This is a genomic window from Pseudomonas sp. GM80, from assembly GCF_000282515.1.
Lineage (GTDB): Bacteria > Pseudomonadota > Gammaproteobacteria > Pseudomonadales > Pseudomonadaceae > Aquipseudomonas.
The window spans coordinates 1-21110 of record NZ_AKJD01000110.1 but is presented as its reverse complement, the minus strand read 5'-3'; the positions used below and the strand labels follow the sequence as shown (position 1 = coordinate 21110).

The window sequence follows — 21110 nt, the reverse complement described above, 5'->3', positions numbered from 1 at the left end:
CATGGACAGCAGCAACAGTTGGCGCGAACGGCTTTACGTGATGATTTTCCAGAGCGACACCCGCGCAGGGCGTCGCTTCGACGGCATCTTGCTGTTGATCATCCTCGCCAGTCTGGTGATCGTGATGCTCGACAGCATCGACAGCATTCACCGCAACTACGCGAACGTGCTGGCCTACATCGAGTGGGGCTTCACGATCATCTTTCTCGGCGAGTACATCCTGCGTCTGTACTGCTCACCGAAGCCGCTACGCTATGCCTTCAGCTTTTACGGGCTGGTGGATTTGCTGGCGATCGTGCCCGGCATCCTTGCCCTGTATTACAGCGATGCGCAGTACCTGCTGATCATCCGGATCATCCGCATGCTGCGGATCTTCCGCGTACTCAAACTCAGCCCGTACCTCAAGCAAGCCAACTATTTGATGTCGGCGCTGCGCGGCAGCAAGCAGAAGATCGTCGTGTTTCTGGTCAGCGTCTGCACGCTGGTGACGGTGTTTGGCACGTTGATGTACGTGATCGAAGGCCCGGAGCATGGCTTCACCAGCATCCCCAAAGGCATCTATTGGGCTATCGTCACGTTGACCACCGTGGGCTTCGGCGACATCGTGCCGAAGACTCCGCTGGGCCAGGTCATTTCGTCGCTGGTGATGATCACCGGTTACTCGATCATCGCCGTGCCGACGGGGATTTTCACCGCCGAACTGGCCAACGCCATGCGCGGCGAACAGCTGCAACACGACTGCCCGGTGTGCAAGAAAAACAGCCACGAACATGGCGCGGCGTTCTGCTCGCGCTGCGGTAATGCGCTGTTCAAGAAAGTGGAATAAGCAAAGAGCTTTTTAATCTTTAAACGACTATACGTGCCCCGTTATAGTCAGTGGCAATTGAACATCACCCCCCCTGTAGGAGCTGCCGAAGGCTGCGATCTTTTGATCTGGTTTTATGAGATCAAGATCAAAAGATCGCAGCCTTCGGCAGCTCCTACATAAATAGATAACAAGGAATGCGCAGTGAAAAAACTCTTTGGCGCCTCACTTCTCGCCGCCGGCCTGGCCTTGGCCAACCTCGCTCAGGCAGCCCCGACGCTGCTCAACGTTTCCTACGACGTGATGCGCGATTTCTACAAGGACTACAACACTGCGTTCCAGAAACACTGGCAAGCCGAGCACAACGAAAACATCACCGTGCAGATGTCTTTCGGCGGTTCGAGCAAGCAAGCGCGTTCGGTGATCGATGGCCTGCCGGCTGACGTCATCACCATGAACATGGCCACCGACATCAACGCCCTCGCCGACAACGGCAAACTGGTGCCGGAGAACTGGGTCACGCGTCTGCCGAACAACAGCGCGCCATTCACCTCCGCCACCGTGTTCATCGTCCGCAAAGGCAACCCGAAAGCCCTGAAAGACTGGCCGGATCTGCTCAAGGATGGCGTGCAAGTGATCGTGCCCAACCCGAAAACCTCGGGTAACGGCCGCTACACCTACCTGTCGGCCTGGGGTTATGTACTGAAAAATGGTGGTGACGAGAACAAGGCCAAGGATTTCGTCGGCAAACTGTTCAAGCAAGCGCCGGTACTGGACACCGGTGGCCGCGCCGCGACCACCACGTTCATGACCAACCAGATCGGCGACGTGCTGGTGACCTTCGAAAACGAAGCGGAAATGATTGCCCGCGAGTTCGGTCGTGATCAGTTTGAAGTGATCTACCCGAGCGTCTCGGCCGAGGCTGAGCCGCCGGTGTCGGTGGTCGATAAAGTCGTCGACAAGAAAGGTTCGCGCGCGGCGGCGGATGAATATCTGAAGTACCTGTGGTCGCCGAAAGGTCAGGAGATTGCGGCGGCAAACTACCTGCGTCCGCGTGATCCGGCAGTGTTGGCGAAGTACACCGATCGTTTCCCGAAAGTTGATTTTCTGTCCGTAGAAAAGACCTTCGGCGACTGGCGCACCGTGCAAAAGACTCACTTCAATGACGGCGGTGTCTTCGATCAGATCTACACCGGCCAGTAACACCTGATCCCCTGTAGGAGCTGCCGCAGGCTGCGATCTTTTGATCTTTGTTGTTAACAGCTCAAGATCAACAGATCGCAGCCTTCGGCAGCTCCTACAGGGGGATTTTGTTTAGGCTGTTACATCGGTGGGGTGACGCCGTCCTTGCCGGCGGAGATCGATTGCGCTGTCAGCGTGCCTTCCGCGCTTTGTGTGACGAAGGTGACGATCTTCACCCCTACCTTCAGCAAGCTTCTGTCGCCCGGCGTCAGATTGACGATCGGCACATCCTCCGGCACCAGGATCTTCTGTTGCCCGCCCTTGTAGTTCACCGTCAGCACCCGCCCGTTGCTCACCACCAGATCGCCGACGCTGCCATTGGTCATGCTGCTGCCCTTGGCCAGATCGAACGGCCGATGACCATCGCCACTTCCGGCCAATTCCGGCGGAAACACATGCACTTCCAGCGCCTTGAGCGTGCCATCTTCCTGGGGCATTGCCGCCGAACCAATGTAACTGCCGGGTTTGATGTCTTCGATATTGCCCAGAGTGACGGCGCGAACCTTGGTGTCGCCGGTCAACTGGATCACCACGTTCTCGCCGCTGTTGACGTGGACTTTCAAGCTGTCGGCACTGACCCCGGTGATCTCGCCGCGCACACCGAGGCGCATGCCCGGTGCATCGGCGGCCTGCACGCTCGTCGCGCCCAGCAGGCTGATCAGGACAATCGTTGCGGTGTGGCGAAGCTGCTGACGAAACATTGCAATCCTCCGGTCATAAATGTTGAACAAACCAATGCAAACATAAGCACGCTATCGAACAGGATGTAAGTGAATGTATCATCGACCCTCAACGGTCGGACGCAAGGTCCGCCGATGGATGACAGCAGATTGCACACGGTCATTCCGCAACGGAATAACTGATATCAACCGCCGGCGTCTTCTGCCCGCGCGGTTTGTCCCATAGCCTCACTGCATTCCCTTTCGCTGGATCGAGAAACCTTATGACCACTGCCACTCACGCAATGACCCGAGGCATGGTGCTGCTGTTCGCCTTCTGCTGCGGCGCCATTGTTGCCAACATTTACTACGCACAGCCGATCATCGGTCTGATCGCGCCGGACATCGGCCTGAGCGACACCATGGCCAGCTTCATCGTCTCGCTGACGCAGATCGGTTATGCGCTGGGCCTGTTCTTCCTGGTACCGCTGGGCGATCTACTGGAGAACCGCCGGCTAATGATCATCACCACCGTGGTGGCAATTGCCAGCCTGTTGGCGGCGGCGTTTACCGATCAGCCCAATGTGTTTCTGCTGATCTCTTTGCTGGTGGGGTTCAGCTCGGTGTCGGTGCAGATTCTGATTCCTTTGGCGGCGCATTTGGCGCCGGAAGAATCCCGTGGCCGCGTCGTTGGCGGGATCATGGGCGGTTTGTTGCTGGGCATTCTGCTGGCACGTCCAGTGTCGAGCGTGGTCGCCGACCATTTAGGTTGGCGGGCGATGTTCATGATTGCTGCTGCACTGATGGCGGCGATCAGCGTGGTGCTGGCGCTGACTGTGCCCAAGCGCCAGCCAGATCACAGCGCCACCTATGGCCAACTGCTCGGCTCGCTGTGGACGCTGTTGCGCCAGCAACCGGTACTGCGTCAGCGTGCGTTTTATCAGGGCTGCATGTTCGCAACCTTCAGCCTGTTCTGGACCGCCGTGCCGCTGGAACTGGCGCGTAACCATGGCCTGTCGCAAAGCGAGATCGCGATTTTTGCCCTTGTTGGCGCCATCGGTGCCATCGCCGCGCCGATCAGCGGCCGCCTGGCCGACGCCGGCCACACTCGCATCGCTTCGTTGCTGGCCATGGTCTTCGCCAGCCTGAGCTTTTTGCCCGCCTTCATTCATCCGGCCTACAGCGTCATCGGTCTGGCCATAACCGGTGTAGTGCTCGACTTCTGCGTGCAGATGAACATGGTCCTTGGCCAGCGCGCGGTCTACTCGCTGGACGCAAAAAGCCGTGGCCGTCTGAACGCGCTGTACATGACCAGCATCTTTATCGGCGGCGCGTTTGGTTCGTCGGTGGCCAGTGCGGTGTACGAACACGGCGGCTGGTTGTGGATCGTGATTGTCGGGAGTGTGTTTCCGCTGTTGGCGTTGTTGCGGTTCTTGAGTGCTTCCCAGCGTGGTTCATTGGCGACGGCGTAAGGCGTCAAAAGCTTCGCGAGCAGGCTCGCTCCCACAGGTTATTCATTTAGCCTGGGGGAGCGATGAGGCTTAATACCGAACCAGTTTTTCCATCGCCGCATCCGCCAGAAAGGAGGAGCGGCTTTTGACGTTGTGCTCGCGCACATAACGGTCGATTCGCTGAATCACATAGCCGGGCAACGTTACGTTGACCTTTTCGGTCTTGCCGAGATAGGGCGAGATATCCAGCTCCAGCATGCCCCAGCCCATGTCGGCGTATTCCGGATTGTTGCGATGCGCACCCGCAGAGGTTGGCAGCGGAATCGACTCGCCGTCCGCGGCAATGTCCTGCAGCAGGATGTGCGCGATTTCTACCGCCGCGTTGTAAGCATCCTCAAACGAATCCCCCGCCGTCACGGCGCCGGGAATATCGGGTATCTGAATACCGATGGCGGTATTTTCGTCACCCCATTCAATGCAGATTGGATATTGCATTATGGATCTCCTTGGTAACTGGCTGGCGGGTTGTGCAACCCGGCACGCCTCCTGATGCTTTTGACCGTCCCCAGTGGCAAATCCTTTTTCGGGTGAGGGACGGGAATCGTGTACGGGTTGTATCGGTGAGTGAAGATGTGATGACTGCCGGTGATCCGATCCAGCACCCACCCGGCCTCCTCCAGCTCCTTGATCAATTGCCTGCTTTGCACCTCGCCTCCTTGGCCTGGCCTTTCAAAAGTAACCCTAGAGTTATCTTTACTCAAGCACAGAAAACCGCAAAGCGACGTCCGGTTGTTTTGCCGAGTGTGAGTTTTCATTCATTCCCCCTGAGCATGAATGCTATGCCACGCAGCTGCGTTCCCCCGCGCGCGCCTGACGGTCACTCTTGAACCCAGCCACTACCGGCGCCTCTTCAGGACTTTCGACCATGACCCTGCAAGCAAAACTCGATGCCTTCAAAGCCGACTTCAAAGCCGGCAAACCGCCTTACAACGCCCCGGCCAACATCCTCCCGGTGATGGAGCGCGCCACCGCTGAATTGATCGCCTCGGGTGCCGCCAGTCGTGCCTTGAAAGTCGGCGACATCGCACCGCTGTTCACCCTCAAGGACCCCGAGGGCAATACCGTCTCGTCTGCCGACAGGCTGGCACAAGGGCCTTTGGTACTGACGTTTTATCGTGGCGTCTGGTGCCCGTACTGCAACATGGAGTTGCAGGCATTACAGGCTTTTCTGCCGGCGATTCGGGACGCTGGGGCAAGCCTGCTGGCGATTTCACCGCAGATCGCCGCCAACAGCCGCAAGTCGCAACGGATCAACGAACTGCAATTCCCGATCCTCAGCGATCCGCGCAATGACGTCGCGGCAGCCTTCGGGTTGCGCTTTGAACTGCCAGACTATTTGATCGAGCTGTACAAAAATCTGCGCAACGACCTGCCGACCTTCAACGACGATCCAGCCTGGACCTTGCCGATGCCGGCGCGTTATGTGATCGGTCAGGACGGCGTGATTCGTTACGCCGAGGTCAACCCGGATTACACTCAGCGTCCCGAGCCTGAAGCGATGCTGGATGCATTGCGTGGCTGAATCACTGACCTGCCCTGGAGTTGCCATGACCCGCCGTACCTTCCTCATCACCGGCGCCAGCAAAGGCATTGGCCGGGCGCTGGCCGAACATCTCGACCGCGCCGGGCATCGCGTGGTGGGGATCGCTCGCCAGCCGGATTTGAGCTTTCCGGGGATTCTGTTTCCGCTGGACCTGAGCGATCGCAAGCTGACCGGCGAAGTGCTCGCGGAACTGGCGCGCACGTATGAGTTCGACGGGCTGGTGAACAATGTCGGGCTGGTGCGCCCGCAGGCGTTGGGTGATATCGATCTGGACGCCTTCGATGACGTGATGCGGCTGAATCTGCATTCGGCGTTGCAGGCGACGCAGGCGTTGTTGCCGGGAATGCGCACGCGGGGTTGGGGTCGGGTGGTGAATATCTCCAGCCTGACGGTGTTGGGCATTACTCAGCGCACGGCGTACGCAGCGGCGAAAGCGGCGCTGGTCAGCTTCACCCGCTCATGGGCGCTGGAACTGGCGCAGACCGGGATCACCGTGAACGCGGTGGCACCGGGACCGACCGAGACCGAGCTGTTCCGCGCCAACAATCCGCCGGGCAGCAAGGGTGAGGCGCGCTATCTGGCCGGGGTGCCGATGGGGCGGCTGGGGCAGCCGGAAGAGATTGCCTCGGCGATTGCGTTTCTGCTTTCCGAGCAGAGCGGCTTCATCACCGGGCAAACCTTGTTTGTCGATGGCGGCGCATCAGTCGGTAAGGCCGCAATCTAATCAACAACAAAAATCCCCTGTAGGCCTTCGCCTGCTCGCGATAGCGTTCGTCCAGCCGACATTGATTTGACTGACACACCGCTATCGCGAGCAGGCGAAGGCCTACAGGGGTTACTCAACAACCTCAAGATTGTGCAAGGACATGAGATGGACCGCCTCGCCGCCATGGAAACCTTCGTCTGCGTCGTCGAAACCGGCTCGTTTTCCGCCGCCGCCCGACGCCTGAACATCGGTCAGCCCGCCGTATCGAAAACCATCGCTCATCTGGAAAAGCGCCTGGCTGTCAGCCTGCTCCTGCGCTCGACCCGAGGCCTGACTCCGACCGAGGCCGGGCTGGCCTTTTTCGAGCGGGCCAAACGCGCCCTCGAAGAAGCCGACGAGGCCGACAACGCTGCGCGCGGCATCGCCAGCGGCCTGAGCGGCAACCTGCGCATCAGCGCCGCCGTAACCTTCGGTCGCCTGCATATCGTGCCGCACCTGGGGCCGTTCCTCGATCAGCACCCACAGCTGAACATTGACTTGATGCTCGACGATCGCAACATCAATCTGGTTGAAGAAGGCATTGCTGTGGCCCTGCGCATGGGTCCGCTCAGCGATTCCAGCCTGACCGCTCGCAAGATCGCCGACTGTCGCCGCGTGGTGTTGGGCACACCCGCCTATTTCGCCCGACACGGCGAACCGACCAGCCCTGCTGATCTGGATCGACACCAAGGCATCGTCTACAACCTCAGCGGCGGAGCCACCTGGACCTTCACTCAAGGTTCACAACAACAGACCCAGACCCTCAGCGGGCGCCTACGCGTCAGCGCCGCTGAAGGCTTGCGTGCCGCAGTGCTGTCCGATCAAGGCCTGACCATCGCCTCGCTATGGATGTTCGCTCCGGAACTGGACAGCGGCGCGGTAGTGCCGGTGATGAGGGAGTGGACGCTGCCGGATCAGGATTTGTGGGCGGTGTTCCCGACGGGGCGGATGGCGAGCGCCAAGGCGCGCGCGTTTGTTGAGTATCTGACATGGCTGTTAGCACAAAACGACTGAAGCACATCAAGGCTCATAGAAGTCCCTGTCGGTAGGCTTCTGCCCATATAAAGGGCGACATCATTTTTAGATAGGCCTGAGGCAAATTGTACTGAATGTACTCTTGAAAACGCCTCGCACGCATTTCTCGACAAGTGGCGTCATCTAGTCCCAGTCTTTCAATAGTCTGTTCAATCACCCTTGTCGGAGCCGCCGCAAGCCCCGGTTTAGGGTAAATATGCCCACTCGACAATTGCAGACGAAAAAGATCGCTGGCCAGATAACAAGGATCCAGCACCGTACTGTAGTCGCGTTTTCTGCTATTGAGAGTTGAACAAGCGAGGCGATAATTATCCCACTCGTAGATACCCTGCGCATTGGTAGACTTGGCAATGTAATGATCGACACTTAATCCACTTACACGCTCAAAGTAGATCCCCAGATAAGCGCATACGCCCTCATAGGCGACATGTAAATCATCGAGGCTTTCTCGCCAATAAGACGGTGGTTCTGTCCCAGACGGAAGCCCAAGATGCAGAGCAAAACCGTTTTTCTTGAGATATGCCAGTCCCCTGACACGGACCCTGGCATCGAAAGTCGCTGGCTCAGGTTTTAACTGTACTGGAATCATTTCAACCAGCCCTGCTTCATCCCGATATATCGCCATCGAATCCAGAAAGGATCGGTATCTCCAAGAAGTTTACGCAGCTTCAAATCAAGGGAGATTGCCAACTGCTCATCAAGGACTTCTTCTGACAGAATTCTGGAAGCTTCCTCCAGCGCTTTCTCCGCTTCGATCGAGCGAGCGCTTCCCAAGTCAAATGCATCACTGGTCAGCCACCGAGACACTTCGCCCAAACGAACGAATTCACGTTGTTTGAACTGAACTTCCGTTTCTCCGGTTTCACGATTTTTTGCGAGATCAAGATCAAACCATGCATCTTGAGAATCATCAAAACGAGGTTCGACGGATGCCATGACCAACGGCGAGTGAGTGACTAGCAAGATCTGCACCTGCGCATTCGGGGATAATGCCGTTACCACGTCAAGTAATGCTCCGACGACCGACCGCTGCCAACGCGGATGAAGATGAGACTCCACTTCATCAATCAAGAAGGTGAGACGAGGCGTTGTCTCCTGCCCAAGCAATGCGGAGGCTTTGACATGTTCCTGCCAACTCCAGACCAACAGATAGGCAATTGCGAGCACGCGCTTCATCCCCGAAGACGCATGAACGACAGGAACGTCCTGACCATAAGGCATTTTCAAAGTCGGAATGTCCCGCGGATCATCCAGACTGATACGCGTCAGCGGCCCGAGAACAAGACTTTCGCCTTCCTCAGGAGACAACTTGGCGAGCGCCGCACACAAATGGTCATAGGATTCACCTTTCTCTTTGTACCAACTTGCCCAATCCGCGATCAGTCCGTTACATAGCAGACCGCGCTCACTATCGACCAAGCCATCCCAGATCTCCCGTGCGCTGAAAACATAGCCTGGCACTCGGTCCTGCACATCGAGATTACCTTTTTTCAGCCAATAGTTTCTTGCAGGATCCCAGGCAGCAAAACTTCCATCGGCCATTGCATAAAGCACCAGGCCCGGGTTGATCGGACGCCCCGCCTTGCCCGTCCATGCTTGGTCCAATGGCGAAAAAGATGTTTTGTAGGAAACATCCTTTGTTTTCGCTGACACAGAAAATTCGATGCTGGCCTTGGCGGGATCAGTTGGGCGAACCATGCCCGCCCCCGTCAAGGCACGGTTTAAATCTCCTGGCCATTTACGCGTCAAGGCCCACCACGCGATATCGAGCAGAAAGCTTTTACCCAGACCATTATCACCAGTGATCAAATTCAACCGACTGGAGAACTTCACATCCAGTTCTGGGAGCGGCCCTACGTGGCTGAGTTTCAAGCTCTTTAACACAATCCTTTCCCCACTTTTCATCCAGCGGATTCAACGCACCGGATAATAGACTTACATCGCGCCACTGTTGCAGCGCTTTGCGCAAAACTCAAGCAGCACAGTCGAGTTTCACGTCAGGTGAAACTGCGAAGAAAATCAATGACTCCTGACCGCACTCACTGAAACTGCTTACCCAACCCCGGTGGCACACCGTGGATGTTGGTGTCTTCCCACGGGCCGTTCGGGCTGATCGAGCGGCTCCAGCCGTTGTTCCAGCGGTAGTAGGTGCGCTGGCGGTAGAAGGTGTTGGTCTGGTCGTCGAGGACGTAGACGCCGAGCTTCTGATCCCAGTGGCTGTTGCCGCCCGGTGGCGGGGCGAAGCTGGCTGAGGTGCGCGGCACTGGTTTGGTTGGTTTCGCCGGGATGCTTTTGCCCGGTGTTGGCGAGGTCGACGGCGTCGGACTTGGTTGCGACGGCGGGATCGGCGGCAGGTTGGTGGTCGGTTCCGGTCGTTGCACCGCACATGCACTCAAGCCCAGGGCCAGTGTGAGGACTGTGATTCGGGCGATGGTGTGCATGGCGGTGCTTTCCTGTTGTGCCCGGCTATTTGTCCGGGCTGTCGATGGTCAGTTTTTGTAGCGCAGTGGTGCTGCTGGCCAGAGGGCCGCTGCGACCGACCCATTCACCGGCCGTTGGCTGGCCGGCGCGGGAGATGCGCGCAACCAGTTGGACTTCAGGGAAGTTCGACAGTTTCAACTGCGGCATCATTGCGTCGGCATCGCCCAGTTCAACGGTCACCGGCAGATCCGCCACGGTCAGGCGTTTGGCTGCCAATGGCGCGGGTGGGCCGGAGGTGGCGCGGGCGAAAATGAACACGCTGTCGCCCGGTTGCACTTTGCCTTTGAGCTCGCTGGCGAGGTCGACACTGACTTTCAACAGCGCGGTTTTCGCGGCTACAGGTGCTTGGGCGACCTTGCCGCCGCTGGCTTCGAGACGCTCGGCGGCGCGTTTGATCCCGCCTTGCAGCGCGGCGCGAGAGCTGTCCTCCGGCGGCAGTTGCGCCAGCAGACGATTCCAGTAATCGATGGCTTGCTGATAACGCTCGCCTTCAAACGCAGCGATGCCAAGCAGACCGAGGCTGGTGACTTCTTTCGGATCGGCCTTCAGCGCCTCATCCGTCAGCGCCTGAATTTTCGCCGACCACTTTTTGCCATCCGCAAAATACTGCGCCTGCGCCCACTGGCCGAGCAGTTCCGGTTGACGACCGGCAAGGTTGGCAGCGCGTTCGAACATTTTTGCCGCGTCCGCCGGGCGATCTTGCGCCATGTAGGTACGGCCGAGGAAATACAGACCTTCAGCAGAATCCGGTTGCGCCGCGACGGCGCGTTCCAGACGCTGGGTCATTTCTTCCATCGACTGCGGCGCCTGGGCGAATTCGCGGGTCAGTTCGACTTTGTCCGCAGCGCCGAAGTGCATATACAGACCCAGGCCCAACACTGGCACCAGGACCGCTGCCAGCAGCGGCAATGGTTTACCCAGTTTCGACACGCGCGGTGCGGCAACGCCTTCGGTATCCGCCAGCAATTCACGTGCAGCCTCGGCGCGGCCGCTGTCCATTTGCGCAGCGTCGAGCACGCCTTCCGCCTGTTGCGATTGCAACTCGGCGACACGCTCCTGATACAGCGCAACGTTCAGGGCAGTTCGATCCTCTTCACGCTGGGCGCGACGCTCACGCAACACCGGGATCAGCAGAAAACTCAGGGCGACCAGAAGCAACAGCCCTGCGGCAAGCCAGAAATCAATCATTCTTGGTTTTTATCCAACAGTTGGTCGAGGCGCTGACGCTCTTCGATGGACAGCGCTTGCGGAGTTTCGGCACGCTGGCCGCGACGACGGCGGACGATCACCGCGATCACCACAACGCCACCGAGCAGCAGCCCGGCCGGGCCGAACCACAACAATGCGGTCTTGGTGTTGAGCGCCGGTTTGTAGCGGACGAAGTCACCGTAGCGATCGACCATGAAGTCGATGATCTGCTGGTTGTCCTTGCCCTCGCCAAGCATGCGGAAAATCTCTTTGCGCAGGTCAGCGGCAATCGGGGCGTTGGAGTCGGCGATGTCCTGGTTCTGGCACTTGGGGCAGCGCAGTTCCTTGGTCAACTCGCGGAAACGCTCGCGATCACCGTCTTTGGCGAACTCGTAAGTGTCGATGGCGGCATGGGCCACGCCGACCAGACTCAGGCCCAAAACCACGGCGGCTAAAAAACGCTTCATGGCTTGGCCTCATCGACCAGCGCCTGATACTTGGCCGCGAGTTTTTCGCGCCAGACCTGCTCATCGATCACGCCGACATATTTGTCGCGAATGATGCCCTTGGCGTCGATGAAGAAGGTTTCCGGCGCGCCGTAAACACCGAGGTTCAAGCCCAGCGAGCCTTCGTCGTCGCGGATGTCCAGCACGTACGGATTGTGGAATTCAGCCAGCCACTTCAAGGCATCGGCGTTGGTGTCCTTGTAGTTGATGCCGTAGATCACCACGCCGCGCTCGGCGAGTTTGTTCAGCACCGGATGCTCGACCCGGCAGGAAATGCACCAGGTGCCCCAGACGTTGACCAGTGCCGGTTTGCCGAGAATGTCAGCCTTGGTCAGGGTTTTGTCGCCCTGCACGTTGGGCAGGGAAAACTCCGGGAACGGCTTGTTGATCATCGCCGACGGCAGTTCCGCCGGATCGAGGTACAGACCGCGATAAAGAAACACCGCCACCAGCAGGAAAATCGCCAGTGGCACCAGCATCAACCAACGTCTCATGCAGCCGCTCCCGTCATGCCCAGCGCTTCACGCACCTTGGCTTTCACCTTGACCCGATAACGTCGATCCAGCGCCGCCAGCAACCCACCGAACCCGGTGAGCAGCCCGCCGAACCAGATCCACCGCACGAACGGTTTGACGTGCACGCGCACGGCCCACGCGCCATTTTCCAGCGGTTCGCCGAGGGCGACGTAAAGGTCACGGGTGAAACCGGCGTCGATGCCGGCTTCGGTCATCATCGAACTTTGCACGGTGTACAGACGTTTTTCCGGGTGCAGCACGCTGATTTCCTTGCCATCACGAATGACCCGAATCGTGCCTTTGTCCGACGTGAAGTTCGGCCCTTCGAAGTGCTTGGCGCCTTCAAAGATGAAGTGATAACCGGCCAGGTCCATCGACTCGCCCGGCGCCAGACGCAGATCGCGTTCGGCACTGTTCTGGCTCGACAACACCACGCCCAGCGCGCACACGGCGATGCCGAGGTGAGCGATCTGCATGCCCCAATAACTACGGGTCAGGGTTGGCAGGCCTTTGATCAGGCCTTTGTGGCGAGTCTTGTCGACGATGTCGCGGGCGCCGGCGAGCAACACCCATGCTGCGAGCAGGAAAGTCGCGATCACTGCCCAGTTGAAATCGCCATAAGCGACACCGGCCACCACCGCCAGCGCGACGCTGCCGAGCAGCACTGGCGTGAGCATGCTGCCCAGCCACTTCACCGGCGTGTCCTTCCAACGGACGATCACGCCGACCGCCATGACCATCATCAGCAACGCCATCAACGGAATGAACAGCGCATTGAAGTACGGCGGGCCGACCGACATTTTCGCGCCGCTGAGGGCATCGAGAATCAGTGGATACAGCGTGCCGAGCAGAATCATCGACGCGGCCACCACCAGCACCAGGTTGTTGCCCAGCAGCAGGGTTTCGCGCGACCACAGGTTGAAGCCGACCTGACTCTTCACGACCGGTGCGCGCAGGGCGAACAACGTCAACGAACCACCAACCACGAACAACAGGAAGATCAGGATGAACACGCCGCGCTCAGGATCGGAAGCAAACGCGTGCACCGAAGTCAGCACGCCGGAACGCACGAGGAACGTCCCGAGCAGGCTCAGCGAGAACGCGGCAATCGCCAGCAACACCGTCCAGCTCTTGAACACGCCACGTTTTTCCGTGACCGCCAGCGAGTGGATCAGCGCGGTGCCGACCAGCCAAGGCATGAAGGAGGCGTTTTCCACCGGGTCCCAGAACCACCAGCCGCCCCAGCCGAGTTCGTAATAAGCCCACCACGAACCGAGGGTGATGCCGATGCCGAGGAACGCCCAGGCGACGATGGTCCACGGGCGCGACCAGCGTGCCCACGCGGCATCAAGGCGACCGCCCATCAACGCCGCAATGGCGAAGGCGAACGCCACCGAAAAGCCGACGTAGCCCATGTACAACATCGGCGGGTGAACGATCAGGCCGATGTCTTGCAGCAGCGGATTAAGGTCAGCGCCATTGCTCGGCATTTGCGGCAGGATGCGTTTGAACGGGTTGGACGTAAGGATCAGGAACAGCAGGAAACCGGTGCTGATCATGCCCATCACCGCCAGCACGCGAGCGAGCATGACTTGCGGCAACTGCCGGGAGAACACCGACACGGCGAAGGTCCAGCCACCGAGAATCAGTGCCCACAGCAACAAAGAACCTTCGTGGGCGCCCCACACCGCGCTGAATTTGTAATACCACGGCAACGCGGTATTGGAGTTGTTCGCGACATAGGCGACGGAGAAGTCGTCGACCATGAAGGCGTAGGTCAAAATGCCGAACGCGAACAGCAGAAACGCAAACTGCCCCCACGCAGCCGGCTGAGCCAGACTCATCCAGAAACGGTCGCCGCGCCAGGCACCGACCAATGGCACCACGGCTTGAACCAGCGCAAAACACAGCGCCAGAATCATCGCCAGGTGGCCCAACTCAGGAATAAAAATCGCCGACGTCATCAATCAGCCCTCCTTCACAGGTGTCGGGGCGGATTGACCGCTGTCTTTCAAGGCTTTGGTCACTTCTGGCGGCATGTACTTCTCATCGTGCTTGGCCAGCACTTCATCGGCGACGACCACGCCGTCGGCGTTGATCTTGCCGAGGGCGACGATGCCCTGCCCTTCGCGGAACAGATCCGGGAGGATGCCGCGATAAGTGATGGTCACGGATTTGTTGAAGTCGGTGACGACGAATTTGACGTCGAGGGAATCCGGCGAACGTTGCAGCGAGCCTTTCTCGACCATGCCGCCGGCACGGATGCGCGTGTCTTGCGGCGCTTCGCCATTGGCGATCTGGGTCGGGGTGTAGAACAGATTGATGTTCTGCTGCAGGGCGCTGAGGGCCAGGCCGACAGCAGCGCCGACCCCGACCAGAATGGCCAGAATGATGATCAGACGTTTCTTGCGCAGCGGATTCACTTGCCGTTCTCCCGGCGCAGACGACGCGCCTCTTGTTGCAGATACCGCTTGCGGGCCAGGATCGGCGCCGCCACGTTGAAGGCCAGCACGGCCAGGCAGATGCCGTAGGCCGTCCAGACATAGAGGCCATGATGGCCCATGGCGAGGAAGTCGCCGAATGAAGCAAAACTCATCGAGCGGCCCCCAGACTGTGCTGCACTTCTTCTTTCACCCAACTGGCGCGGGCTTCGCGCTTGAGCACTTCAAGGCGCATGCGCAACAGCAGCACGGTGCCGAAGAAGCAGTAAAAGCCCAGCACTGTCAGCAGCAGCGGCAGCCACATTTCCGCCGGCATCGCCGGTTTTTCGGTGAGGGTGAAGGTCGCGCCCTGGTGCAGGGTGTTCCACCACTCGACCGAGTATTTGATGATCGGGATGTTGATCACGCCGACGATTGCCAGCACGGCGCAGGCCTTGGCGGCGCTGTCGCGATTGCTGATGGCATTGCCCAGCGCAATCACGCCGAAATACAGGAACAGCAGAATCAGCATCGAGGTCAGCCGCGCATCCCAGACCCACCACGAGCCCCAGGTCGGTTTGCCCCAGATCGCCCCGGTGACCAGCGCCACAGCGGTCATCCACGCGCCGATCGGCGCGGCGCATTGCAGGGCGACGTCGGCCAGCTTCATTTTCCACACCAGCCCCACAACACCGCACACCGCCAGCATCACGTAGATCGACTGAGCGAGCATCGCGGCGGGTACGTGGATGTAGATGATGCGAAAGCTGTTGCCTTGCTGATAATCCGGCGGCGCGAAAGCCAGGCCCCAAACGACGCCGACGCCAATCAGCAGCAACGCTGCGATGCTCAACCACGGCAAGAACTTGCTGCTGATGCCGTAGAACCACTTGGGCGAGCCGAGCTTGTGAAACCAGGTCCAGTTCATACTGTTTCCATCACGGATGCCGCTCATCGGTGTGAGCAGTCTCAGGGTCTTTGCTGGTTAAATTTTAACCAGACCTCATTATTCGCCGACGCTGATCTTCAGGCCAGCAGCTATTGCAAAAGGTGTCAGGGTGATCGCCAGGGCGGTCAGGCTACCAAGCCACAGCAGATACCCGGTCGCCGGCATGCCTTGGAGGGCGGCCTGCAAGGCGCCACTGCCAAGAATCAACACCGGGATGTACAACGGCAGAATCAGCAGCGCCAACAACAGGCCGCCGCGTTTCAAACCGACCGTCAGTGCCGCGCCCACCGCGCCGAGCAAGCTCAGCACCGGTGTCCCCAGCAGCAACGAAAACAGCAAAACCGGCAGGCAGGCGGCAGGCAAACCGAGCATCAACGCCAGCAAGGGTGAGAGCAAAACCAGTGCCAGACCGGAGAAAAGCCAGTGTGCCAGCACCTTGGCCAATACCAGAAGTGGCAGCGGGTGCGACGAAAGGACCCACTGTTCGAGGGATCCGTCTTCGAAATCACTGCGGAAAAGCCCGTCCAGCGAGAGCAGGACCGACAAAAGCGCCGCCACCCAGACTAACCCCGGGGACAGGTTTTGCAACACTTGAGTTTCCGGGCCGACGGCCAGCGGGAACAAAGCAATGACGATGGCGAAGAAAATCAGCGGATTGGCCAGCTCCGCCGGGCGGCGAAACAGCAGTCGGGATTCACGCGCAACCAGCAGGCCGAAGACACTCATACTGCCCAGTTCCCCAGATCGATGTCGCGATAACCGGCCGGCATCCGGCTCAGCGTATGGTGCGTGGTCAACACCACCAGACCACCGCGCTCGCAGTGAGCCGCCAAATGCTCTTCGAGTTGCGCCACGCCCTGCTTGTCCAGCGCGGTGAACGGCTCGTCGAGAATCCACAGCGGTGGGCTGTCCAGATACAAGCGTGCCAATGCCACGCGGCGTTGTTGACCGGCGGACAGGCTGTGGCAGGGAACATCTTCGAAACCGCGCAATCCTACAGCTGCCAGCGCTTGCCAGATGGCCTCGCGTTCGGCGGGATGATGCAGGGCGCAGAGCCACGACAGGTTCTCTTCCGGGGTCAGCAGATCCTTGATCCCGGCGGCGTGGCCGATCCACAACAGGTTGCGCGCCAGTTCACTGCGTTGTTCGGTCAATGGTTGACCATTGAGCAGGACTTGACCGTCGGTCGGTTGCATCAACCCGGCCAACAGGCGCAACAAACTGGTTTTACCGCTGCCGTTGGGACCGCTGATCTGCACCATATCGCCACTGGCCAGTCTCAATTCGAGATTTTCGAAGAGCAGCCTGAGGTCACGTTCACACGCGAGGGCAACGGTTTGCAGGACAGGACTGGTCAAGGGATCACGGGCCTTATACGGTTCAAGTCGGCTCTGGCGCGGCCGTTAAAGAGATGCAGCATAAATGCAATGACGGCTCGATCTAGAGAGCTGCGTCAAACAATTGCTATGTTTTTTGAACGAAGCGCAAGACGGGCGGCATTATACATGCCGTGCCTTACTCTCAAGAGTGCAATTTCCTCAGGTTGTGTCCGCGTATGACAGGCGAAATGAACATCCTCCCGCTCCCGCCCACCACCCCGGCGACCGTTCGCCCGCAGGTGGGTGAGCTGCTCAAGCTGCTGACACCGGTCGAAGGCTTGATCGGCGCCGGACAGAGCGCCAAGGCCGAGGTGTTGTCGCTCAAGCAGGCGGACCAGACCTTTCAACTGTTGCTCAAGGTGACCCTCGACAGCGGTCGCCAGACCACCGTGCAGGCGACCAGCAATTTGCCGCTGGCCCAGGGCACCAGCCTCGCGATCACCCAGCCATCGGCGGGCAATCTGGCGATTACCGTGCAGCAAGCGATTGCCAGCAGCGTCGCCGCCCTCACCCGCATCGACACCGCGCAGTTGCCGGCCGGCACGCTGCTGCAAGGCAAGGTACTGACGTCGCAGGCTCTGCCGCAGACGCCGGGGCAAGCGACGGTGTTTCGCTCGATGGTCAGCCTGCTCAACACGGCGTTAAGCGGCAGCACCTTGACCGTCGACAGCCCGCAGCCGCTGCGCATCGGCACGCTGTTGTCGGCGCTGGTGCAGGATTCGCAGACCCTCAAGTTCGTGCCGATGAGCAGCCGCCAGGAGCAATTGGCGGTAAGCCAGCAGCTGCTCGGCCAACAAAGCCGCCAGGGTTCACTGGATGGCTTGCTCAAGGCCTTGCAGAACTTGCCGCCGGCCACCGATCAAACCTCGGCGGACTTGCGTGCCGTGGTCGATAAACTGCTCGCCAGCCTGCCCGACGTGCAGCAACTGAGCACCGCCAAAGGCGTAGCGCTGGCCCTGGCCAACAGCGGCGCCTTTCTCGAAGCCAAACTGCTCACCGGGCAAAACCCGACGCTGATCCCGGACATGAAGGGCGACCTGCTCAAACTGATCGCGCAACTGACGCCGGGCTTACCGAGCAGCACCAGTTTCAACGCCATCATCGCCGCCAATACGCTGGCGCAGGCACTGCCGAGTTTCGTGCGCAATGCGCTCGGCACACTTGGCCAGGTCAGCGCCAAACCCGCGCCGAGCAGCTTTCCCCTGCCCGACCGCTTGCTGCAAAGTCTGGAAGGCGAAGGCGATCTGGAGCAGTTGCTGCGCCTGGCCGCCGCCGCCGTCTCGCGCCTGCAAAGCCATCAATTGTCGAGCCTGGAACAGACTGGCGTCACCGATGATGGCCGTCTGCTCAGTACCTGGCAGCTGGAAATTCCCATGCGCAACCTGCAGGACATCGTGCCGTTGCAGGTCAAGTTTCAGCGCGAAGAAGCGCCGGAGAAAGAACCACAGCAGAACGAACGCCGCGACGAGCGTGAAGCCAGACAACAGTTGTGGCGTGTCGACTTGGCGTTCGACATGGAACCGCTCGGGCCGATGCAGATTCAGGCGCAACTGATCAGCGGCAGCCTATCGAGTCAGCTGTGGGCCGAACGGCCATACACCGCCGACCTGATCCAGACGAACCTGTTTGCACTGCGCCAGCGTTTGCTCGATTCCGGGCTGAACGTCGGCGATCTCGACTGCCACCTCGGCACCCCGCCGCAAGGCAACCAAACCCGTCTCGAACACCGCTGGGTCGACGAAACCGCATGAACGATTCCACCACACCACGCCAGGCCATCGCCCTCAAATATGACGGCAGCCACGCGCCGACCCTCACCGCCAAGGGTGATGAAGAACTGGCCGAAGAAATTTTGCGCATTGCCCGCGATTATGAAGTGCCAATCTACGAAAACGCCGAGCTGGTGCGGCTGTTGGCACGGATGGAATTGGGCGACAGCATTCCGGAAGAGTTGTACCGGACGATCGCCGAGATCATCGCGTTTGCCTGGAACCTGAAGGGCAAATTCCCCGAGGGGCAGGACCCGGACGCGCCGATGGTCGAGAAGGACATCACCGAGCGCGGCGACGATTATTAATCCTTAAATGCAAAAGATCGCAGCCTTCGGCAGCTCCTACATGAGATCTCTGTAGGAGCTGCCGAAGGCTGCGATCTTTTGATCTTGCTGCTAGTTCTTGTGAAGCTTGCGCATCAACTCGGCCTCAGCCTGGGTCAACCCACACGACTGAGTCAGTTCATCAACGCTGGCGCCCATGCCCACCAGTTTCGCCGCCTGGGCGAACGACAGGCTGGATGGATCGCGCTGTTCCAGCTGAACGATCTTGTCCGGCAACGGGCTCACCACCGCACGCAACTCGTGCAGCGCTTCGCCCATGCGCACATTACCGTTCTGGTAATCGTCAACACGTTTGGCCAGGTCCTTGATGCGCTGATCACGCAGCGCATCGCCCTGAGCCTGTTGTGCGGCAATCACTTTTTGCGCCTTGATGTACGACACAAACATTGCCAGCGTGCCTGCCCAGAATAGGAACAGGACAATGACCGCGACCTCGAGAATCAATCAGATATTCTCCAGGTCCGACCATTCTTCTTCGCTCATCATCTTGTCCAGCTCGACCAGGATCAGCAACTCGTTGTTCTTGTTGCACACGCCCTGGATGAACTTGGCCGACTCTTCGTTACCGACGTTCGGCGCCGTTTCGATTTCCGACTGACGCAGGTAAACCACTTCGGCGACGCTGTCGACCATGATGCCGACGACTTGCTTGTCGGCTTCGATGATGACGATACGGGTGTTGTCGCTGATCTCGCCGCTGTTCAGGCCGAAGCGCTGACGGGTGTCGATCACGGTGACCACGTTACCGCGCAGGTTGATGATGCCCAGCACGTAGCTTGGCGCACCCGGCACTGGAGCGATCTCAGTGTAGCGCAGCACTTCCTGCACGCGCATCACGTTGATGCCGTAGGTTTCGTTGTCCAGCTTGAAGGTCACCCATTGCAGGATCGGATCTTCAGAACCTTTTGCATTCGTCGCCTGATTACTCATACCTGACCCCTCGAAAAAACCGCTCTGGGCGGTGTGTGTTCTGTGTGGCGGCATTCAACAATGCCGTCGCCTGATTGTTATGTCGGCTGCTATGTCGGTTTATGTAGCGGCTTGTGGCCGCCAAGGTGCTTTGCCCCACCGCTGGCGATCAACTCGGCCAGAGCGGAAACGTCAAGCAATGCACACATGTGCTCAATCACCGTGCCGGCGAGCCATGGCCGCTGACCCCGGTGACTTCTCCATTTGATTTCATTCGGGTCCAGACGCAACGAGCGACTGACCTGATGCACTGCCAGGCCCCACTCGTAACCTTGTACCGAAATCACGTACTGCAGGCCCTGACGGAAGTCATCGCGGTAGCGATCCGGCATGACCCAGCGCGCAGTGTCTAAAACTTTCAGGTTGCCGGCCTGGCTCGGCAAAATCCCGAGGAACCATTCCGGCTGACCGAACAGCGGCGTCAGCTCATGGCCGGCCAGCGAATAGATCGAACCGAGGCACACCAGCGGCACCGCGAGGGTCAGCCCGGCGACGTCGAACAACAGGCATTCGAACGCTTCGGACGCCCAGGCCGGACGGCCATCGGTTTCCACCGGTGGCGGCGTGTTGTTCGGTGGCAGATGCACTTCGACCAGCGGCGGTACCAGTGTCTGCTCGACGGGTGCGGGTGCGACCGGAGCTGGAACTGGAGCCGGTTCGACCACAGTCGGTTGCGGTGCGGTTTTCAGCAATTGCGTTTGCAGCAGCGGTGCGAGTGTCGACACTGGCGCGCGAACCGGCTCTGCTGTTTCGATCAATGCAACGGGTGCCTTGGCAACCGGTGCAGCAGCTGGTGAAACAACCGGCGCGACGGGTTTGGCCGCTTTCTGCGCATCACGCGCCTGCTCTTCCAGTACCGCTGCCTGGAACTCGTCTAGCGCCTCGGTGCTTTCCACAACTTCAGGCTGCGCCTCAATGACCGGCGGCAGTTCCTCAGGAATTTCCTGCAGCAAATTATCCAGATACGACTGCAAGGCCAACTGCGGCTTCGACGTCAACTTCAAAGGCCGATTCATACGCAACCCCATGTAGGAGCTGCGGAACGCT

26 protein-coding genes are annotated in these 21110 nt (G+C 59.4%); 8 read left to right on the top strand and 18 right to left on the bottom strand.

The window, feature by feature from the left end; genetic code table 11:
* Position 1 precedes the first annotated feature (1 nt).
* Both PMI37_RS18195 and PMI37_RS18190 read left to right on the top strand, forming a co-directional pair.
* Positions 2–826 carry an ion transporter gene (locus PMI37_RS18195; protein WP_008083498.1) on the top strand — a complete coding sequence of 275 codons (825 nt, stop codon included), beginning with the start codon at positions 2–4 and terminating at the stop codon, positions 824–826.
* 183 nt (positions 827–1009) lie between these two features.
* The gene (locus tag PMI37_RS18190) at positions 1010–2008 is read left to right on the top strand and encodes a sulfate ABC transporter substrate-binding protein (RefSeq protein ID WP_008083496.1); all 999 of its coding nucleotides are present in this window, start codon (positions 1010–1012) and stop codon (positions 2006–2008) included.
* 119 nt (positions 2009–2127) lie between these two features.
* Here the strand turns inward: PMI37_RS18190 and PMI37_RS18185 are convergent, their stop codons facing one another.
* Positions 2128–2748: a hypothetical protein gene (locus PMI37_RS18185; protein WP_008083494.1), complete on the bottom strand. Its 621-nt coding sequence runs from the start codon at positions 2746–2748 to the stop codon at positions 2128–2130.
* Positions 2749–2990: 242 nt separating this feature from the next.
* Between PMI37_RS18185 and PMI37_RS18180 the strand changes: the two genes are divergently transcribed.
* Complete coding sequence (locus PMI37_RS18180; protein WP_008083493.1) at positions 2991–4178, top strand: MFS transporter; 1188 nt, start codon at positions 2991–2993, stop codon at positions 4176–4178.
* A gap of 69 nt (positions 4179–4247) precedes the next feature.
* On the opposite strand, the gene PMI37_RS18175 is transcribed toward PMI37_RS18180, so the two are convergent.
* Complete coding sequence (locus tag PMI37_RS18175; protein ID WP_008083491.1) at positions 4248–4652, bottom strand: type II toxin-antitoxin system HicB family antitoxin; 405 nt, start codon at positions 4650–4652, stop codon at positions 4248–4250.
* Positions 4652–4864, bottom strand: a complete 213-nt coding sequence (locus PMI37_RS18170; protein ID WP_008083466.1) for a type II toxin-antitoxin system HicA family toxin — start codon at positions 4862–4864, stop codon at positions 4652–4654. Before PMI37_RS18170 ends, PMI37_RS18175 begins: the two co-directional genes overlap by 1 nt.
* Before the next feature lie 218 nt (positions 4865–5082).
* Here PMI37_RS18170 and PMI37_RS18165 point away from each other — a divergent pair, with 218 nt between their 5' ends.
* The 3 genes from PMI37_RS18165 (at position 5083) to PMI37_RS18155 (ending at position 7519) form a co-directional block, all read left to right on the top strand.
* Positions 5083–5739: a peroxiredoxin-like family protein gene (locus PMI37_RS18165; protein ID WP_008083464.1), complete on the top strand. Its 657-nt coding sequence runs from the start codon at positions 5083–5085 to the stop codon at positions 5737–5739.
* A gap of 25 nt (positions 5740–5764) precedes the next feature.
* Positions 5765–6484, top strand: coding sequence for an SDR family oxidoreductase (locus PMI37_RS18160; protein WP_008083462.1), 720 nt, complete (start codon positions 5765–5767; stop codon positions 6482–6484).
* Positions 6485–6631: 147 nt separating this feature from the next.
* Entirely contained in the window at positions 6632–7519 is an 888-nt protein-coding gene (locus PMI37_RS18155; RefSeq protein ID WP_008083461.1) for a LysR family transcriptional regulator, read from the top strand.
* A gap of 13 nt (positions 7520–7532) precedes the next feature.
* Here the strand turns inward: PMI37_RS18155 and PMI37_RS18150 are convergent, their stop codons facing one another.
* The 12 genes from PMI37_RS18150 to ccmA all read right to left on the bottom strand — a co-directional run bounded on the left by PMI37_RS18150 (position 7533) and on the right by ccmA (position 16957).
* The gene (locus PMI37_RS18150) at positions 7533–8129 is read right to left on the bottom strand and encodes a hypothetical protein (protein WP_008083452.1); all 597 of its coding nucleotides are present in this window, start codon (positions 8127–8129) and stop codon (positions 7533–7535) included.
* Positions 8126–9412, bottom strand: coding sequence for an AAA family ATPase (locus PMI37_RS18145; RefSeq protein WP_202949187.1), 1287 nt, complete (start codon positions 9410–9412; stop codon positions 8126–8128). The genes PMI37_RS18150 and PMI37_RS18145 overlap by 4 nt, the downstream gene beginning before the upstream one ends.
* Positions 9413–9579: 167 nt before the next feature.
* Positions 9580–9981 (bottom strand): hypothetical protein, encoded by a 402-nt coding sequence (locus PMI37_RS18140; RefSeq protein WP_008083441.1) that lies wholly within the window; start codon positions 9979–9981, stop codon positions 9580–9582.
* Positions 9982–10006: 25 nt separating this feature from the next.
* Positions 10007–11209, bottom strand: coding sequence for a c-type cytochrome biogenesis protein CcmI (gene ccmI, locus PMI37_RS18135; RefSeq protein WP_008083439.1), 1203 nt, complete (start codon positions 11207–11209; stop codon positions 10007–10009).
* On the bottom strand, positions 11206–11676 hold the full coding sequence (locus PMI37_RS18130) for a cytochrome c-type biogenesis protein (RefSeq protein WP_008083437.1): 471 nt from the start codon (positions 11674–11676) through the stop codon (positions 11206–11208). Before PMI37_RS18130 ends, ccmI begins: the two co-directional genes overlap by 4 nt.
* Positions 11673–12209, bottom strand: coding sequence for a DsbE family thiol:disulfide interchange protein (locus tag PMI37_RS18125; protein WP_007961670.1), 537 nt, complete (start codon positions 12207–12209; stop codon positions 11673–11675). The genes PMI37_RS18130 and PMI37_RS18125 overlap by 4 nt, the downstream gene beginning before the upstream one ends.
* Entirely contained in the window at positions 12206–14194 is a 1989-nt protein-coding gene (locus PMI37_RS18120) for a heme lyase CcmF/NrfE family subunit (RefSeq protein WP_008083435.1), read from the bottom strand. The genes PMI37_RS18125 and PMI37_RS18120 overlap by 4 nt, the downstream gene beginning before the upstream one ends.
* 3 nt (positions 14195–14197) lie before the next feature.
* Positions 14198–14653 (bottom strand): cytochrome c maturation protein CcmE, encoded by a 456-nt coding sequence (gene ccmE / locus PMI37_RS18115; RefSeq protein ID WP_008083433.1) that lies wholly within the window; start codon positions 14651–14653, stop codon positions 14198–14200.
* Entirely contained in the window at positions 14650–14826 is a 177-nt protein-coding gene (gene ccmD / locus PMI37_RS18110) for a heme exporter protein CcmD (RefSeq protein ID WP_008083431.1), read from the bottom strand. Before ccmD ends, ccmE begins: the two co-directional genes overlap by 4 nt.
* Positions 14823–15578, bottom strand: a complete 756-nt coding sequence (locus tag PMI37_RS18105) for a heme ABC transporter permease (protein WP_045123186.1) — start codon at positions 15576–15578, stop codon at positions 14823–14825. Before PMI37_RS18105 ends, ccmD begins: the two co-directional genes overlap by 4 nt.
* A 78-nt stretch (positions 15579–15656) precedes the next feature.
* Complete coding sequence (gene ccmB / locus PMI37_RS18100; RefSeq protein ID WP_008083427.1) at positions 15657–16325, bottom strand: heme exporter protein CcmB; 669 nt, start codon at positions 16323–16325, stop codon at positions 15657–15659.
* Complete coding sequence (ccmA, locus tag PMI37_RS18095) at positions 16322–16957, bottom strand: cytochrome c biogenesis heme-transporting ATPase CcmA (RefSeq protein ID WP_008083424.1); 636 nt, start codon at positions 16955–16957, stop codon at positions 16322–16324. The genes ccmB and ccmA overlap by 4 nt, the downstream gene beginning before the upstream one ends.
* Positions 16958–17154: 197 nt before the next feature.
* On the opposite strand from ccmA, the gene fliK reads away from it, so the two are divergent.
* Together fliK and PMI37_RS18085 are read left to right on the top strand one after the other, a co-directional pair.
* The gene (gene fliK, locus PMI37_RS18090; RefSeq protein WP_008083423.1) at positions 17155–18729 is read left to right on the top strand and encodes a flagellar hook-length control protein FliK; all 1575 of its coding nucleotides are present in this window, start codon (positions 17155–17157) and stop codon (positions 18727–18729) included.
* Positions 18726–19055, top strand: coding sequence for an EscU/YscU/HrcU family type III secretion system export apparatus switch protein (locus PMI37_RS18085; protein WP_008083421.1), 330 nt, complete (start codon positions 18726–18728; stop codon positions 19053–19055). The genes fliK and PMI37_RS18085 overlap by 4 nt, the downstream gene beginning before the upstream one ends.
* A 90-nt stretch (positions 19056–19145) precedes the next feature.
* On the opposite strand, the gene PMI37_RS18080 is transcribed toward PMI37_RS18085, so the two are convergent.
* The 3 genes from PMI37_RS18080 to PMI37_RS18070 form a co-directional block, all read right to left on the bottom strand.
* Positions 19146–19538 carry a DUF2802 domain-containing protein gene (locus tag PMI37_RS18080; protein ID WP_008083419.1) on the bottom strand — a complete coding sequence of 131 codons (393 nt, stop codon included), beginning with the start codon at positions 19536–19538 and terminating at the stop codon, positions 19146–19148.
* Positions 19539–20024: a chemotaxis protein CheW gene (locus PMI37_RS18075; protein WP_008083417.1), complete on the bottom strand. Its 486-nt coding sequence runs from the start codon at positions 20022–20024 to the stop codon at positions 19539–19541. It lies immediately after the preceding gene.
* Positions 20025–20113: 89 nt separating this feature from the next.
* Positions 20114–21079 (bottom strand): CheW domain-containing protein, encoded by a 966-nt coding sequence (locus tag PMI37_RS18070; protein ID WP_045123188.1) that lies wholly within the window; start codon positions 21077–21079, stop codon positions 20114–20116.
* Between the last annotated feature and the right edge of the window lie 31 nt (positions 21080–21110).